17 protein-coding genes and 1 other RNA gene are annotated in these 15,701 nt (G+C 42.8%); 6 read left to right on the forward strand and 12 right to left on the reverse strand.

All coding sequences use genetic code 11. The features are described 5' to 3' along the window. Nucleotides 1–67 precede the first annotated feature (67 nt). The 6 genes from ACSLP7_RS07110 to ACSLP7_RS07135 all read right to left on the reverse strand — a co-directional run bounded on the left by ACSLP7_RS07110 (nt 68) and on the right by ACSLP7_RS07135 (nt 3,545). The gene (locus tag ACSLP7_RS07110; protein WP_435578659.1) at nt 68–490 is read right to left on the reverse strand and encodes a c-type cytochrome; all 423 of its coding nucleotides are present in this window, start codon (nt 488–490) and stop codon (nt 68–70) included. Then, a complete protein-coding gene (gene aroQ / locus ACSLP7_RS07115; protein ID WP_435578660.1) occupies nt 490–903 on the reverse strand; it encodes a type II 3-dehydroquinate dehydratase in 414 nt (137 codons plus the stop codon). The genes ACSLP7_RS07110 and aroQ overlap by 1 nt, the downstream gene beginning before the upstream one ends. Nucleotides 904–908: 5 nt before the next feature. Beyond that, entirely contained in the window at nt 909–1,445 is a 537-nt protein-coding gene (locus ACSLP7_RS07120; protein ID WP_435578661.1) for an outer membrane beta-barrel protein, read from the reverse strand. A gap of 97 nt (nt 1,446–1,542) precedes the next feature. Then, complete coding sequence (locus tag ACSLP7_RS07125) at nt 1,543–2,070, reverse strand: outer membrane beta-barrel protein (protein ID WP_435578662.1); 528 nt, start codon at nt 2,068–2,070, stop codon at nt 1,543–1,545. A gap of 206 nt (nt 2,071–2,276) precedes the next feature. Further along, a complete protein-coding gene (locus ACSLP7_RS07130) occupies nt 2,277–2,777 on the reverse strand; it encodes an outer membrane beta-barrel protein (protein WP_435578663.1) in 501 nt (166 codons plus the stop codon). Nucleotides 2,778–2,984: 207 nt separating this feature from the next. After that, nucleotides 2,985–3,545, reverse strand: coding sequence for a porin family protein (locus ACSLP7_RS07135; RefSeq protein ID WP_435578664.1), 561 nt, complete (start codon nt 3,543–3,545; stop codon nt 2,985–2,987). 135 nt (nt 3,546–3,680) lie between these two features. On the opposite strand from ACSLP7_RS07135, the gene xerD reads away from it, so the two are divergent. Genes xerD through ACSLP7_RS07150 form a run of 3 tightly spaced genes read left to right on the forward strand, consistent with a single transcriptional unit; the run spans nt 3,681 to nt 5,939 of the window. Next, nucleotides 3,681–4,586, forward strand: a complete 906-nt coding sequence (gene xerD, locus ACSLP7_RS07140; protein WP_435578665.1) for a site-specific tyrosine recombinase XerD — start codon at nt 3,681–3,683, stop codon at nt 4,584–4,586. Next, a complete protein-coding gene (locus ACSLP7_RS07145) occupies nt 4,583–5,530 on the forward strand; it encodes an aldo/keto reductase (RefSeq protein WP_435578666.1) in 948 nt (315 codons plus the stop codon). The genes xerD and ACSLP7_RS07145 overlap by 4 nt, the downstream gene beginning before the upstream one ends. A 34-nt stretch (nt 5,531–5,564) precedes the next feature. Then, a complete protein-coding gene (locus tag ACSLP7_RS07150; RefSeq protein WP_435578667.1) occupies nt 5,565–5,939 on the forward strand; it encodes a DUF2200 domain-containing protein in 375 nt (124 codons plus the stop codon). Here ACSLP7_RS07150 and rny read toward each other — a convergent pair whose 3' ends face one another. The 4 genes from rny to ACSLP7_RS07170 all read right to left on the reverse strand — a co-directional run bounded on the left by rny (nt 5,940) and on the right by ACSLP7_RS07170 (nt 8,511). After that, nucleotides 5,940–7,505 (reverse strand): ribonuclease Y, encoded by a 1,566-nt coding sequence (gene rny / locus ACSLP7_RS07155; RefSeq protein WP_435578668.1) that lies wholly within the window; start codon nt 7,503–7,505, stop codon nt 5,940–5,942. A gap of 262 nt (nt 7,506–7,767) precedes the next feature. After that, nucleotides 7,768–7,875: non-coding RNA, 6S RNA (ssrS, locus tag ACSLP7_RS07160), on the reverse strand. Between the two features lie 52 nt (nt 7,876–7,927). Continuing rightward, on the reverse strand, nt 7,928–8,218 hold the full coding sequence (locus ACSLP7_RS07165) for a cell division protein ZapA (protein ID WP_291186570.1): 291 nt from the start codon (nt 8,216–8,218) through the stop codon (nt 7,928–7,930). Nucleotides 8,219–8,220: 2 nt separating this feature from the next. Beyond that, nucleotides 8,221–8,511, reverse strand: coding sequence for a hypothetical protein (locus tag ACSLP7_RS07170; protein ID WP_435578669.1), 291 nt, complete (start codon nt 8,509–8,511; stop codon nt 8,221–8,223). A 218-nt stretch (nt 8,512–8,729) separates the two neighbouring features. Here ACSLP7_RS07170 and ACSLP7_RS07175 point away from each other — a divergent pair, with 218 nt between their 5' ends. Next, complete coding sequence (locus ACSLP7_RS07175) at nt 8,730–10,433, forward strand: peptidoglycan DD-metalloendopeptidase family protein (protein ID WP_435578670.1); 1,704 nt, start codon at nt 8,730–8,732, stop codon at nt 10,431–10,433. A 9-nt stretch (nt 10,434–10,442) separates the two neighbouring features. Beyond that, nucleotides 10,443–12,908: a TonB-dependent receptor gene (locus ACSLP7_RS07180; RefSeq protein ID WP_435578671.1), complete on the forward strand. Its 2,466-nt coding sequence runs from the start codon at nt 10,443–10,445 to the stop codon at nt 12,906–12,908. Nucleotides 12,909–12,911: 3 nt separating this feature from the next. Here ACSLP7_RS07180 and ACSLP7_RS07185 read toward each other — a convergent pair whose 3' ends face one another. Next, complete coding sequence (locus tag ACSLP7_RS07185; protein ID WP_435578702.1) at nt 12,912–14,060, reverse strand: cysteine desulfurase family protein; 1,149 nt, start codon at nt 14,058–14,060, stop codon at nt 12,912–12,914. 98 nt (nt 14,061–14,158) lie between these two features. Here ACSLP7_RS07185 and ACSLP7_RS07190 point away from each other — a divergent pair, with 98 nt between their 5' ends. Continuing rightward, nucleotides 14,159–15,109: a hypothetical protein gene (locus ACSLP7_RS07190; RefSeq protein WP_435578672.1), complete on the forward strand. Its 951-nt coding sequence runs from the start codon at nt 14,159–14,161 to the stop codon at nt 15,107–15,109. On the opposite strand, the gene ACSLP7_RS07195 is transcribed toward ACSLP7_RS07190, so the two are convergent. Continuing rightward, nucleotides 15,096–15,662 (reverse strand): Smr/MutS family protein, encoded by a 567-nt coding sequence (locus ACSLP7_RS07195; RefSeq protein WP_435578673.1) that lies wholly within the window; start codon nt 15,660–15,662, stop codon nt 15,096–15,098. The genes ACSLP7_RS07190 and ACSLP7_RS07195 overlap by 14 nt on opposite strands. Nucleotides 15,663–15,701 lie beyond the last annotated feature (39 nt).

Below are 15,701 nucleotides of genomic sequence, written 5' to 3' on the forward strand. Positions count from 1 at the left end.
TCTGTCGAAGTCTTTCTGTTACATTTACTCAACGAGATGTCAGAAATGGAGCAAAAATGAGGGCTTTCTAGTTGTTGCTCTTTGATTCTAGATACCGAGCCTCAACAAAAGTGTAGATAGCCTTTAGATCATCATCTGTCAAATTGGGAAAAGAGAACATGGCGCCCCAATTCTCCGATCTAAGTTGCAGCGCAATTGAGTCGCCCTCTCGGGACATTTTTTGCGAATCACGGGTATAAGCATATAACCACTCTTGATCTCTTCTCTTAGTAACACCACCAAGAGCCGGAGCTGTGACCACTTTATCCATGCCAATATAATGGCAGGCCTGACAATTCTTTTCAAAAAGTTGTTTGCCTTTTTTGTATAAGGATGTTTGCTCCGCGATGCGAAATTGAGGAGAATAATCCTCTTGAGGTGATTTAAAGGAGACTAAAACGAGACTGACTAGTCCTAAAAGCCCGAGTATATTTGAACTTTTCCTTCGCATTAAAGGAAACTCTGTAAACCGAGCTCATAACTCTGCAGACCAAAACCGATCACCACGCCTTTGGCGTGAGCAGAAATATAGGATTCATGGCGAAATTCTTCACGAGCAAAGGTGTTAGAGATATGCACCTCCACCACTGGAGTCTCCACAGCGCGAACCGCGTCTCCGATACCTACGGAAGTATGGGTATAGGCTCCCGCATTGAGCAAAATTCCATCCGCAGTAAATCCAACTTGTTGAATTTTGGTGATTAACTCGCCTTCTACATTGGATTGATAATAATCAAAATCCACATCTTGATATTTGGCCTTGAGCTCATCCAAGAATTCTTCAAAAGACAAAGAGCCATATACGTTAGTTTCTCGTTTACCGAGTAAGTTTAAGTTGGGTCCGTTGATGATGCAAATCTTCATAATGCTTATTTTAATAAAACGACGTTTAAACCAACAGTCACGCTGGAAGCGTCGTAGTCATCGATCAGTATAGAGCGGTATGCCGCTTCAATGCTAAGTCTATCTGAAAACCGATAGCGCAAGCGCGGGCTGTAATAAAAGCCGTTTACGTTCTCAACAGGTATTCCAAAATCTTGATCGTTTTGGTCGAATCCATTCGCTCCAAAACCATAACCTATATCTGCTCCCAACCAAAAACGATCTGCAAACTCTATGAGTCCTGCTGCAGCGACGGTCAAATAGTTCTGGTTAGGTGCATCAATGAGATCATTAGGTATAGCCACCTCGTCTCCACTCATGGCCGAGTAACCTACTTTAGGGCCAAGAGCCACTTTATCCGCAATGTTCACCCAATAACCTGCCTCAACAACAAAATTGGCAGAAACAGCAAATCGAGCGTCACCAGTAGGCAAACCAAAGGCTGCCCCTACTTCTAAACCTTGTTGACCAAAGCTTAAAGTTGTAAATAGCAGCGCAATTAAAGAACATTTAAACATTTTCATAGCGCGTGTTTTTAAAATCGACACTACACAAATTTACAAAAAGAAAAAGGAGGCGCTGGCCTCCTTTCTATAAGTTGATAAATTTAAAAAGTTAAATTCAGTTCTCGTTTGGAGCACTTAATCCAAATCCACCTACCAAGAACTCGAATCCTATACCAATATTATTAAAGCTCCCATTTTTTTCTGCCACGCCCCGATACTGGGCTAAAACATTCCAATGATCATTAATTTTAACTTTAACTTCGGGGGAATAATAGAAACCACCATCTGCATTGTCACTTAAACCAAAGGCATAACCAGCACGAACCCCTACTATGGCCCAAGGATTTACTTGAACTTGCGCTGTGCCCGCAACCGGCAATAACTGGACATCGTCAAAGTCGAATTCAATTCCACCTGTGTTCCTGGTTTCTCCAAAAGAATGTTGGTAACCTACCACAGCACCAGCTTCTACACCTTCGGATACCATCCAAACATGACAGGCATCTAGAGCTAATGTAAATGTTGTTGTATCCGCTGCATCGCCAACTGGCAAACCTCCAAAAGCCGTCAATCTAAAACCTGTTTGGGACATAGCACTCAACCCTACAACTAAAAACGCTACTATTAAAAATACTTTCTTCATAATGATCAATAATTAGTTAACACCCTTAAAGTTAAGGCTTTGAGGATAACACAAACTAAGGCATCTGTCGTATTTATACCCATGGTTTTTAACAATTCTATTGAAAATGAGTGATTTGCCTAGAGTTATGGTGTATTTCCTACAGGAATTCATACAAAAAGAAAAAGGAGGCGCTGGCCTCCTTTAGTTTTAATAATTGTCTTTGTTTAATCAATACCAAATTCGACACCCGCTGAGATTACATCCCAAGAGCCACCATCTACGCTTACACCTCTGTAGGCGGCGACTATGTCTATTGCTTCGCTTACGCTGTACTGCGCTCGCGGGGAATAATAGAATCCACCATCATTCCCATCGTTAATTCCAATGGCGTAACCCACATCAGCACCTAAGGTGAAATTTGGAGCTACTTCAAAACGACCAGAGGCAGCTATAGGAATAAATATATCGTCCTCAGCTTCTATTGTAACCCCCAGAATAGTTACTTCTTCACCAAAGGAATGACTATAGCCAGTAGCTACACCAGCATCAAATTCATCAGATATCTCAAAGAGATAGCCCAAATCGACAGCTATAGCAAAGGTTGCAAAATCAGCGGTATCGCCAATTGGAATACCACCACTAAGTCCCGCTCTAAATTCACCTTGGGCCTGCATAACCCCTATTCCTGCAAATAAAAATGCTGCAATTAAAAATACTTTCTTCATAATGAATACAAATTAGTTAACACCCTTAAAGTTAGTGTTTTAAGATTTACACAAACTAAGGCATTTGCCGTATTTATACCCATGGTTTTTAACAATTCCGTTGAAAACCAGAGATTTACCCTGCCTATCAGTCAATTTCCTACAGGAATTCATACAAACAAAAAAAAGCGCCCCGAAGGACGCTTAATATTTTTTGCTGCAGAAGCTTTATAGAAACGAATATCCCAGAGAAAGTGTCACCACAGAGTTCTTTCCTTTGTCAAAGTCAATAGCTGGCTCATCAGGTACATCGGTAAGTCCAAAGTTGTAACGGCCTTCCACGCGCAATCCAAATGGAATGTCTAAGCCCAATCCAACCACACCAGAGATATCAAAGTCATTGGTGGAAATATCATTAATGACCTCTCCGACTACTGTTTGGGTGTCGTCATCAATCAAAACCCCGAACTGAGGCCCTAATTGAATGTTCAATCCTCCAGCCACATAGTATTTTAATACCATTGGGATATTGATATAATCCAAGTTGAAGGATCCGAGGTCAAACTCTGCACCTTGTTGCGAGTAGAGCGCGTCTACTTGAATTCCAATTTTATCACTCAATTTGGCGCCGACGAACAATCCTCCAACAAACCCTGTTCTGTTGTCAAGTCCTGTAGCATCTGAAATGGTGGCAAAGTTTACCCCAGCTTTTACCCCGAAGTCTAATCCTTGGGCCTGAGTGGACATACTAAAGAGTCCAATCAAAGCCACTAAAAGAAGTTTTTTCATGTCTGTCTGTTTTCGTTTTTTGAATTGTTTTGAAGTGTTAAGCACTTCATCCATAAAGATAACGAAGTCTTTTGGGGTTTATTAGATAATTCGTGGATTTCTTAGCATCTTTAGGGTGCTAACAAGCACTGCGGAATGAACTGGAACAGCGCCCTTAAAGATTACGCCACCTACCTCAGAATTGAGCGTGGACTCTCTGACAACACCATCCAAAATTACACCTTGGATGTGCAAAAACTTGCGGGTTGGCTGGCAGACAATTCCTGTGAAGAGGGTCCTGTAAACATTGGTCAAGAGCGGATTCAAGAATTCATTTACGCCATTGCCAAAGAGGTTAATCCTCGAACGCAAAGCCGAATAATCTCTGGCCTCAAAGGTTTTTTTAACTACCTCATCTTTGAAAAGTATAGAGCAGATAACCCATTGGAATTGCTGGAAGCACCAAAAATTGGTCGCAAACTTCCCGATACGCTTTCTGTAGAAGAAGTAGATCAATTGCTGATGGCAGTTGATCTGAGTCATCCGCAAGGAACCCGTAATCGCGCCATGCTGGAAACGCTTTACGGCAGTGGTTTGCGGGTTACCGAATTGGTAGAACTTAAACTCTCCGACCTCTTTTTTGAAGAGGGAGTTATTAAAGTCACAGGTAAGGGCAACAAACAGCGCTTTGTCCCTGTGAGTCAAGCTTCCGTTAAATATATTGATCTCTATCGCACGACAGAACGCGTGCAGTTAGCCATAAATTCTGGGCATGAAGACACCCTGTTTCTCAACAGACGCGGAAAAGGCCTCACTAGAGCAATGATCTTTACCTTGGTGAAGCGCTTGGCAGAATCAGCAGGAATACAAAAAAGTATCTCTCCGCACACTTTTAGACATTCCTTTGCCACACACCTATTGGAAAATGGCGCAGATCTGCGGGCTATTCAGCAAATGTTAGGTCATGAAAGTATAACGACTACAGAGGTGTATATGCATGTGGACCGCTCGCATTTGACCGAAATAATCCGTAAATTTCATCCTAGAAGTAAACAGCTATGAAAACACTAAAATTTAGAGACAATACAAGTATCCCAGCCTTGGGATTAGGAACCTGGAAATCAAGTCCAGAAGTGGTTAAAAAGGCGATTATTGATGCCATTGAACTGGGGTACCGTCATATTGATTGCGCCGCTATCTATCAGAATGAGGATGTAATTGGTGAAGCTTTTCAAGAAGCCTTTGACCGGGGATTGGTCAAACGAGAAGAACTCTTTATAACCTCTAAATTATGGAATGATTCTCATAAAGGCAGTGATGTGCGCCCAGCCTTAGAAAAAACCTTGAAAGACCTTCGACTGGATTATTTAGATCTGTATTTGATCCACTGGCCAGTGGCTTTTCAGCCTGGGGTGACCTTTCCGGAGAACCCAAGCCAGTACGCTTCCCTAGATGAGATTCCATTGGAAGAGACTTGGTCAGCTATGGAAGCTGCCAAGAAAGACGGTTTGGCCAAACACATCGGTGTATCCAACTTTAGCATTCCAAAACTTAAACGCGTTATGGCCAACGCTAATGAGGCTCCAGAAATGAATCAGGTGGAAGGGCATCCACTACTCCAACAACCAGAATTGCATAACTTTTGCAAAGACAATGGAATCTTGATCACAGCCTACTCTCCTTTAGGTTCTACGGACCGCTCTGACGCCATGAAGGCGGAAGATGAACCCGATATGTTTGAACTACCTGAGATCAAAGCCATAGCAGATAAGCACGAAGTTACTCCTGCTCAGGTTCTTTTGGGATGGCATGTGAACAGAGGGAATACGGTAATCCCAAAATCGACCAATAAAGGCCGACAAGCACAGAATCTCGCTGCCGCAGATCTATCACTCTCCGAAGAGGATATGAATACTATCGCAGGATTGGATCGTCATTTCCGTTATGTCAATGGGAAATTCTTTGAGAATCAAGAAAAAGGCTATGTGAATATTTATGATGATTAATTTGTAGCTTTAGGCTTCAACTAACTCATAAATCATGGCTAAATCAGACACCAGTCATCACGACGAGCGGATCGCCAATATGGTCTTCGGCTCCATACTTCCCCATTATATCAGCAAGGTTGAAAAGAAAGGACGTACACAGGATGAAATGTACGCTGTGATGGAATGGCTCACGGGCTACGATAAAGCACAAGTCCTGGCGCACGCAGAAAATAAAACTAACTTTAGGGATTTCTTTGCGGGTTGTACGCTAAACCCTAATGCACATTTAATCACGGGAGTTATCTGCGGCTATCGCGTGGAAGAGATCACCAATGAAACTACACGCAATTCACGCTATTTGGATAAGCTTATAGACGAGCTTGCCCGAGGTAAAAAAATGGAGAGTATCCTCAGAAAACCGAAGTAATTACTTCGCAATATTCACTGCTCGCGTCTCACGAATCACCGTAACCTTTACTTGCCCGGGATAGGTCATATCTGTCTGTATTTTTTGAGAGATTTCAAAGGACAGTTGTGCCGCTTTATCATCACTCACCTTTTCAGATTCCACCATCACACGTAATTCACGTCCGGCTTGAATTGCATAGGCTTTTGTGACACCACTGAATCCAAAGGCAATATCCTCCAAGTCCTTAAGGCGTTGAATATAAGAATCCAATACCTGTCTGCGCGCTCCAGGTCTTGCCCCAGAGATGGCATCACAAACCTGTACAATTGGCGATAGTAAAGAAGTCATCTCGATCTCGTCGTGGTGGGCACCAATCGCATTACAAACGTCTGGCTTTTCACCGTACTTCTCCGCCCACTGCATTCCCAATAGGGCGTGAGGCACTTCGGTTTCGTTTTCAGGTACTTTTCCGATATCGTGCAATAAACCAGCTCGCTTAGCCAGTTTTGGATTCAATCCGAGTTCAGAAGCCATCACTCCGCAAAGCTTGGCCACTTCACGTGAGTGTTGCAATAGGTTTTGTCCGTAAGAGGAACGGTATTTCATACGCCCTACGGTTTTGATCAGTTCCGGATGTAGTCCGTGAATTCCTAGATCAATAACGGTTCGTTTACCTACCTCAGCAATCTCCTCGTTGATCTGCTTGGTGGTCTTTTTAACGATCTCCTCAATACGGGCTGGGTGAATACGTCCATCTGTTACTAATTTGTGCAAAGACAGTCGCGCCACTTCACGGCGCACTGAATCAAAACAAGACAGAATGATCGCCTCTGGAGTGTCGTCCACAATGATCTCTACTCCTGTAGCAGCCTCTAAGGCACGAATGTTGCGCCCTTCACGACCAATGATTCGACCTTTTACATCATCGCTTTCCAAGTTGAACACAGAGACACAGTTCTCAATGGATTCTTCGGTTCCGATACGTTGAATGGTATTGATTACAACTTTCTTAGCCTCCTGCTGTGCAGTCAGCTTCGCCTCTTCAATGGAAGACTGAATAAAAGCCATAGCATCTGTCTTGGCCTCTTCTCGCAAGCTCTCAATAAGTTGTTCTTTAGCGTCTTCTGCCGATAGACTAGAGATCACCTCCAACTGTTCTACCTGACGGCGGTGAACCTTTTCAACTTCTGCCTGGCGCTTATCCAGGAAGTTCAAACGGTCGTCGTATTCCTTCTTCTTAGACTCTAGTGACGAATTAAGCTTTTTATTTCGTGAAAGTTCGTTGGATACTTGTGATTCTTTATCTCGAGTGCGCTTCTCTGCTTCCGACATCTTCTTTTCACGATTCAAGATTACCTTTTCGTGTTCTGCCTTGAGTTCAATGAATTTCTCTTTGGCCTGAAGTATCTTGTCTTTCTTGATGCTTTCTGCTTCACTCTTGGCTTCTTTTACAATGCTACTAGCATTCTTTTTAGCCTCCCCCACAAGTTGGGAACCTTTAGATTTTTCGAGCATTTTAGCGATTACAAACCCTAGAATCAGCCCGCCCAATCCCAAGGCGATATATATGATAGTTGTATCCATTTGATGGTGTGATTATGAATAACCATTCACTTCGATAAAGCAGATTATTCAGTACATAATTATAGGGTCACAACTTTGAGTTTTTATTTAACCGAAAATGAGCATTAGCTTGGTTAGCCGAGGCATTCTGCGCAACGCATAGCAGCGCTACGCGTAAGCGGAATAACGAAGGGTAAACGGGCTAAGGCCATTTTTTAGGAGATGAAAACTCGAAGTTGAGATCCCTAAAAAAAAAGCCTACATCGATAGCGATAAATTGTATAAACTCCTTAAAAACAAGTTTAGGGCTAACAAGCTGGTCAAGGATCCGTTCAAAGACGGCCTGCTTTTACAGCTTCAACTCACCCTTTTTAAAGAATTCCTGTTGAGTTTACCAAATTTGTATCAATGTAGGCAGTAACCTAGTTTTATTTAAAGAACGTTTAGGACATATGGTCCTGGAGTAATTGATCCAAAGAAGCGAGTTTCGCTTCGATCTCTTCCAGGTCGTTATCCTTATCTATAGAACGTTGCTCTACTTGAGCTGCAAACTGTAAGGCACACATGGCCAGTACGTCTTGTTTGTCTCTTACCGCATAGTTCTGTTCAAAACGCTGGATCATCTGCTCGATCTTTTTGGCCGCCTTTCTCAAGCCCTCTTCTTTGTCAGGGCTTATGGTTAAAGGGTAGACTCTATCGGCTACAGAGAGTTTTATTTTTAGCGTTTCGGCCATATTTATTCGGACATCTGGGCTATACAGTGATCCAGTTCCCGTACTAATGCATTTATTTTGAGCTTCGTTTCTCGTTTATATTGGTCGCTGCCCAGCATTGCATTGGCCGTCTTTAGGGTTTCATACTTTTGTTTCCACCCGTTGATGTCTTCCATGATTTCCTGCTTTTGTTTCTTTAAAGCAGTCAATTCCTGCTGCAACTCCATATTGGATTTACGCAACAAATCGCTTCTGTGTAGAAGCTTACTGATTCTATTTTCTAGTGAATCAACAATTTGAGAAAGATCACTCATAGTGGCCAGTCATTCAATGCTAACTACACAAAGTTAACATACCACTTCTAATAAGCCAATAATTTTAAAGTTTTTTTAAGCCTAGGGCAACTGCTGGGATTCAGTCTAAATTTTAGCAGTTTATTTTTATATACTCAGACATATTTGGGTTGGTTCTGCGTTGTAATATTTTGTATCATTACTTTTTGGAACAGCAACCTCAATTTCAATTTATATTTATGAACCGAATTTCACTTTGGTTACTCCTCTGCCTTTGTTTTATTGCTGATGGACTCGCGCAAGCACCAGAGGTCCCTCAAGACTATTTTTCCAATCCGATGGAAATTCCATTGATTCTTTCGGGAAGCTTTGGGGAACTTCGCAGTAACCATTTCCATTCCGGTTTAGACATTAAAACACAACAGAGAGAAGGAATCCCGGTCTATGCTCCTGCCGACGGTTTTGTAAGCCGTATCAAAGTGGCGCATTATGGTTATGGGAAAGCTTTGTATATCAAACACACCAACGGCTATTCAACAGTATATGCCCATTTGAGTAACTATGCCGGAGACATTCAAGATTATGTAAAAGGTCAGCAGTACAAAAAGGAGTCTTATGTCATTGAGCTTTTCCCCGAAGCGGAAATGCTCCCTGTGAAAAAAGGTGATCTGATCGCCTATTCAGGTAACAGCGGAAGTAGCGGTGGGCCTCACCTCCACTTTGAGATACGTGATGGGAATTCCCGCCCGATGAATCCTATGCTGTTTGGCGTGGACATCCCGGACGGCAAAAAACCCTTGGTCAACAGCGTGATTGCTTATCCGCAGAGCTCTGAAGCACATATCAACAATGCCTTCAAGCCAGTTAAGCTTAGATTGATCCCACAAAAGGACGGTTCTTTTAAAACCGAAAAGGTAAAAGCTATTGGACAGATCGGCTTTGGAATTTCCGCCTACGACCAAATGGATGGCGCCTCCAACAAAAATGGAGTCTACGAGATCAAAACAAGCTACAATGGGGAAACCAAGTTGGAAGTCCTTTTTGATCGATTCAGCTTTAATGAAACCCGTTACTTGAATCAATACATCGATTACGGTTATTGGCAACGCAACAAAAGCCGCGTCCAACGTCTTTTTGTAGCTCCTAACAACCCTTTGAGTCTTTTTAAGAATCAAGATGCCAGCGGACTTATTGAAGTGGAAGAAGGATTTCAAGGAGTCTACTCCATTACCGTTAAAGATTTTCAGGACAATACCGTTCGCATTGACATTCCCATTGAAGGCGCAACTACCACGAGTACTCCAAAGGCTGAGGACACCGATGGTCTTAACTTTGTAAGCTCCGCAGAGAACACTTCCATAACTAAAGGAAAGTTCTCTGTCTTTATTCCAAGCAACAGCTTATATGAAGATGTCTATTTGGATATAAATGCCGAGGCAGATACACTGGATTTCCATTACGATGAAGTCCCGATCCACAAAAACATTACCATCAGTTTTGATGCGAGCAACTATTCTGAAAAGGACCTCTCCAAGTTGTTTATTGGACGTTTGAACTACAAAGGAGAGCCGTATTACAACACCACCTATCGGAAAGGTAAAAAACTATCGATCCGAACCAGAACCTTTGGAACCTATGCTCTAGCATCGGATCTGGAAGCACCGACCATTAGCCCGGAGAACTTTCAAGATCAAAAATGGATCAGCAACAACAAAACCCTAAAGATCAAGATCGAGGATGAAGGCAGCGGCATCAAGTCCTACCGCGCCACGCTCAACGGCAAATTCATCCTGATGGAATATAATTACAAAAAGGACGTTTTAACTTATGATTTCGGAGATAATATCAGCACTGATACCGAAAACAATTTGAAGTTGGTTGTAGTAGATAATGTGGGAAATAGTACTACATTTGAAGCAACCTTTTTTAGAAAACAATCATAACCAACGCGTTTGAAACCTTCTAGACTCCCGTTTTTATTATTCTTTGTATTACTCACTTCTTTTGTTCATGCTCAAACAGCGACCGTTAGAGGTATCGTTTTTGATCCGGACAACAATCCTCTAGATTCAGCAAACGTCACCTATGCTGACGGAGGAACACTTACTGATTTTAGTGGATTCTATTTCCTAGAAATTCCCGCAAATCAGGAAGTGGTGGTCACCTTTACCCACGTGGGGCACAAAATGGTGCAGATTCGTTTGAATTTGGATAGCAATGAAGATTACGAGTTCAACCCACAAATGCAGGTGGATGTTACTCAGATCACAGAAGTAGTGATCACCGGACGTGAAAACAAACAGGTTCAAGGGGTAACTTCAATTTCTCCTGCTACGGTACGGAGAATACCTGGAGCCAATGCTGGAGTGGAGAATTTGATCAAGTCCTTACCGGGTGTTGGTGGTAATGATGAGCTAAGTACGCAGTATACGGTTCGTGGAGGAAACTTTGATGAAAACCTGCTTTACGTTAATGAAATTGAGGTTTACAGACCTTTCTTGATCAGAAGCGGACAACAAGAAGGATTGAGTTTTGTCAATACGGACCTGACTTCTTCTGTAGATTTTTCTGCTGGAGGATTTCAAGCCAAATATGGAGATCGATTGTCTTCAGTACTCGACATTACTTATAAGAAACCCACCGAATTTGAAGCCAGTGCAGACTTAAGCCTATTGGGCGCAAGTGTATCGGCAGGAAGTATTTCTAACGATGGCCGCTTGAGTGGAATGGTTGGTTTGCGCTACCGCGACAACAGCCTTTTTGTAAACGCCAAACAAACTGAAACCAACTTTAGACCGCGCTTTGCAGATGCTCAAGCCTATTTGAACTACAAGGTCAACAACCGATTTGATTTGAGCTTTTTGGGGAATGCAGCTATCAACCGATACAGCTTTGAACCTCAAACCCGTCAAACCAATTTTGGAACATTAGCGGATCCCATCGCCTTGCTCATTTTTTATGAAGGACAGGAGGAAGACCGCTACGATACTTATTTCGGAGCCTTAAAAGGAACTTATTTAGTCTCTGAGAACTATACGGCCAAATTCATCGCTTCCATCTTCCAAACACAAGAACAGGAATACTTTGACATCTTTGCCAATTATCGCTTGGGACAAGTAAACAACAATATTGGAGACGAAAATCTCGGAGAGGTTGAATTCAGCGAAGGTATTGGATCCCAGCTTACCCACGCCAGAAACGACTTGGACGCTTTGATCATCAATGTAGAGCACAAAGGGAACTTGGCTGTCGGTGACAATAAGTTTGAATACGGCGTTAAATACACCCGCGAGGATATTATTGACCGCGTGGAAGAATACGAAATCATTGACTCGGCTGGTTTTTCCATCCGTCCACCGCTTGTAGAATTTAGAAACGACCAACCCTACAGTCCGAACGCCACACCCATAGTTCCTTTCAACACCATTCGCGCACAAAATGATGTGCAGACCAACCGATTTTCTGGTTATGCACAATGGAGTCGCAAAACCACTTGGGGTAATAGTGATGTATGGCTAAACGCTGGTGTTCGCGCTCACAATTGGACGGTTTCTGGAGACAATATTGAATCTGTCACTCAAACCGTGGTAAGTCCGCGCGTACAATTTGCCATTAAGCCGGATTGGGACATGGACATGTTGTTCCGTCTCTCTGGTGGTTTTTATCATCAGCCTCCCTTCTATCGTGAGTTGAGAGATTCTACAGGAACGGTGAGACCTGGTGTTAAGGCGCAACAATCCATTCACATTGTAGTTGGGAATGACTACAGCTTTAAGCTTTGGGGACGTCCGTTTACCTTGAATTCAGAGATTTATTATAAGGACTTAACCGATGTCAACCCATATACTCTTGAAAACGTTCGTATACGTTACCGTGCCCGTAACAATGCCGTTGCTTATGCCTACGGTTTGGATATGCGATTGGCTGGAGAGTTCGTTCCTGGAACAGAGAGTTGGGTAAGTATGGGCTTTATGAAGACCGAAGAGAATATTGATGATCGTGGGTACATTTTTAGACCGACCGATCAACGCTTTAAAATTGCAATTCTCTTCCAGGATTACGTGCCCGTGATCCCGCAATTGAAGGCCTATTTGAATTTGGTCTACAATACTGGATTACCGGCAGGTTCGCCGAGTTATGCAGATCCTTATGATTTCCAAACACGATTGAGAGACTATCGCCGTGCTGACGTAGGTGTGTCTTATGTATTGGTAGATCAGCAGGATTTCAAACGCGAAAACGGCTTCTTGAGCAACTTTAAAGAATTGAGCTTCGGGGCAGAGATCTTCAACATCTTTGACGTGAGAAACTCCATCACCAGTACTTTTGTACGCGATGTGAACTCGAAGGTTCAGTTTTCTATCCCGAACTTCTTAACGCCTCGTGTATTTAACCTGAGGTTAAGAATGAAGTTCTAACAACTAGCTATCAATAAATTCTTTTAGAATACCTACCACGTAGTCGATCTCCTCTTTCGTATTGAAGATGCTGAAGGAGAAACGCAATGAAGGTTTTTTGAGGTCTTCTTCACTCAAAAAGGCCGATAGCACATGAGATGCTCCAGTACTTCCACTTTGACATGCACTTCCTTTGGAACAGGCAATTCCCTTGAGATCCATTTGAAATAGGAGCATCAAAGCTTTTTGAGGTGGAATAGGCAAACAGACATTCAAAAGTGTATACGTGCTCTGTGAAGGATCTGCACAACTGCCGTTAAAATTTATACCCGGCATATGCTCGTTGAGCTGCGCAATGAAATAATCTTTGATTCCTTGAATATGGGCGCGTTCTTCTTCCAAATTGGCATAAGCCATCTCTAAGGCCTTAGCCATACCCACGATATTGTGTGTTGATTCTGTACCAGCACGCATACCTCGTTCTTGAGCTCCTCCAAAGATCAGTGGTTTTAAACCAGTATCTTTTCTAACATAAGCAAATCCAGCGCCTTTTGGCCCGTGGAATTTGTGTGCGGCTACGGCAGCAAAATCAATTCCAGAAGCACCTAGATCCACATCGTAATGACCAATGGACTGCACGGTATCAGAATGAAAATAGGCTCCAGCATCTTTGGCCATTGCAGCGACGCGTTCCACATCGAGCTTAGTCCCTACTTCATTATTGATATGCATAAGACTTACTAGAGTCTTTTTTGAGGTGTCTGAAAGTAATTCGGCCAAATGCTCGTAGTCAATATTGCTGCATTTTTTGATGTTGACCCAATCTGCTTGAATTCCTCTATCTGCTGCCAACTCCTCTATAGTATGTAAAACAGCGTGGTGCTCGATGGGAGAAGAAATGATTCGCTCTACACCAAGATCACGCACACAGCTTTGCAAGATCAAATTGTCAGCCTCTGTACCTCCGGAGGTAAAAATGATCTCTCCAGGATGCACATTGAGCTGTTTGGCAATATCCTTTCGGGCTTTTTCGATAAGCGATTTAGACGCTCGCCCACTGTGGTGGGTGGAAGAGGGATTCCCAAAAGAATCGGCAAGCACGGCGGTCATGGTTTCTACCACTTCTGGTCGAAGTTGCGTGGTTGCAGCTGAATCTAGATATACGGTTTTCAGAGCCTTAAAATTTAGTTATTGTTGGTTAAAGTATAGCAAAAATAACATATTTCGAGTATTTTCGTTTTCAGTACTGTCTGCGGACTTTTTTTTGATCTATGAAGCGATTTACCTCCCGATTAATATTAGGCTTAAGCCTTGTTTTTACTGCTGTTTCTTGTGATGATGGAGACATTATTGTAACCACTTTTGACTTTGATGATATTACACTTACGAACTGTGGTGAGGTAGGAGATTACGTCTTCTTTAAGGTCAATAACACCAATTTGGAATCCATCTCTTTGGTTTTAGGAACTACCGATGATATTTATCTTTCTACTGCGGAGCGCACTTATGCGCTAAACGGCACCAGCAATTTTGTGAACTACAGAACGTATACTGGAGAAGTTGACGCAAACTTCTTTTGTAGCAATGTGACTCCATCAGAACCTCAGATAGTTAATGATTTTGCCGGAAATTCTGGAGATGCAGTATTGGATGTGATTGCCGTTGAGGATGACAACGACGGAATAGCCCTGGACAATGAACTGGATGAGCTCAATGAAGATGGTGATGATGACCCGTTCACGAATCCTTTAGATACGGATGGAGACGGTCTTCCGAACTATATCGATTTTGATGACGATGGAGATAATATACCTACGCAGAACGAGCTCGATACCGAAAACGCGGATGGAGATGATAATCCCTATACAAATCCAAGAGACACAGACAACGATGGGATTCCTGACTATTTAGACCCTGATGATGATGGAGACGGTGTTCTTACCCGTAATGAAGACACCAATTCCAATGAGAACCCAGCAGACGATGTAACAGATCCTTCCGTAGGCCCTGACTATTTAAATCCAGCGGTGGCTAATGAAACTGTGGTTGAATCTTACCGTCCTCATGACTTTACTTTAAATACTTCGGTTACTGTAACACTTTTAGATCTTGTGCTGAGTAATGGTAGTGAGGAGTTGATTCGGGAAACCCTGTTCTTGGGGACCATAGAAGATGCATTCAATGCGACCTTCACAATCACTCCTGAGTTTACCACCGACTAGCCTTTTGGCTTACATGAATTAAGGTAGCGCCTTGTCCGTACTTTTGATAGTCCGCGGGTTCATGGCGTAAACCGTCATAACGGCCAATGAGAAAATGTAATTCAGCCTTGAGCACCCCTTCTCCCACTCCATGGATCAGGACTAACTTGGGAAGCTTTTTCTGTATGGCCAAATCTATGCTGCGCTTGGCTCTCTCCAATTGAATCTCCAAATGCTCATGAGGCATTAAACGACGGTGATCCTTTACCAATTTTTCGATATGCAGATCCACCTCCATAGGCGGAATGGTCTTGGCGCGTTTGGGCTGTAGTTTCTGCTTTTTCTTCTTATGGGCTTCTTTCTGTACTTCTTTCTGCTTGTGAGCCGCGGCAGCCATATTCAGCGGTTGATGCGCTAATTGCGGAACAAGTTCGTGGAGTTCAAATTCCAGATCGAATCCATCCTCAGTTCTTACAAGGGCTAGTCCTTGATCAATAGAAACAATTTCTCCTTGGGTATTGTCTTCGATAGCCTCTACTCGATCACCAACCGAAAAACCCTGATTAGATGCCATTTAACGTCATTTAGACCTTATTACACGTAATTTTACAGT

The sequence above is a fragment of the Gilvibacter sp. genome (genome assembly GCF_965601605.1).
Taxonomy (GTDB): Bacteria; Bacteroidota; Bacteroidia; order Flavobacteriales; family Flavobacteriaceae; genus Gilvibacter.

Bases quoted from the DNA above. Each gene is read 5' to 3' on its own strand.
- ACSLP7_RS07110 (WP_435578659.1), bottom strand. From the start codon at position 490: ATGCGAAGGAAAAGTTCAAATATACTCGGGCTTTTAGGACTAGTCAGT.
- aroQ (WP_435578660.1), bottom strand. From the start codon at position 903: ATGAAGATTTGCATCATCAACGGACCCAACTTAAACTTACTCGGTAAA.
- ACSLP7_RS07120 (WP_435578661.1), bottom strand. From the start codon at position 1,445: ATGAAAATGTTTAAATGTTCTTTAATTGCGCTGCTATTTACAACTTTA.
- ACSLP7_RS07125 (WP_435578662.1), bottom strand. From the start codon at position 2,070: ATGAAGAAAGTATTTTTAATAGTAGCGTTTTTAGTTGTAGGGTTGAGT.
- ACSLP7_RS07130 (WP_435578663.1), bottom strand. From the start codon at position 2,777: ATGAAGAAAGTATTTTTAATTGCAGCATTTTTATTTGCAGGAATAGGG.
- ACSLP7_RS07135 (WP_435578664.1), bottom strand. From the start codon at position 3,545: ATGAAAAAACTTCTTTTAGTGGCTTTGATTGGACTCTTTAGTATGTCC.
- xerD (WP_435578665.1), top strand. From the start codon at position 3,681: ATGAACTGGAACAGCGCCCTTAAAGATTACGCCACCTACCTCAGAATT.
- ACSLP7_RS07145 (WP_435578666.1), top strand. From the start codon at position 4,583: ATGAAAACACTAAAATTTAGAGACAATACAAGTATCCCAGCCTTGGGA.
- ACSLP7_RS07150 (WP_435578667.1), top strand. From the start codon at position 5,565: ATGGCTAAATCAGACACCAGTCATCACGACGAGCGGATCGCCAATATG.
- rny (WP_435578668.1), bottom strand. From the start codon at position 7,505: ATGGATACAACTATCATATATATCGCCTTGGGATTGGGCGGGCTGATT.
- ACSLP7_RS07165 (WP_291186570.1), bottom strand. From the start codon at position 8,218: ATGGCCGAAACGCTAAAAATAAAACTCTCTGTAGCCGATAGAGTCTAC.
- ACSLP7_RS07170 (WP_435578669.1), bottom strand. From the start codon at position 8,511: ATGAGTGATCTTTCTCAAATTGTTGATTCACTAGAAAATAGAATCAGT.
- ACSLP7_RS07175 (WP_435578670.1), top strand. From the start codon at position 8,730: ATGAACCGAATTTCACTTTGGTTACTCCTCTGCCTTTGTTTTATTGCT.
- ACSLP7_RS07190 (WP_435578672.1), top strand. From the start codon at position 14,159: ATGAAGCGATTTACCTCCCGATTAATATTAGGCTTAAGCCTTGTTTTT.
- ACSLP7_RS07195 (WP_435578673.1), bottom strand. From the start codon at position 15,662: ATGGCATCTAATCAGGGTTTTTCGGTTGGTGATCGAGTAGAGGCTATC.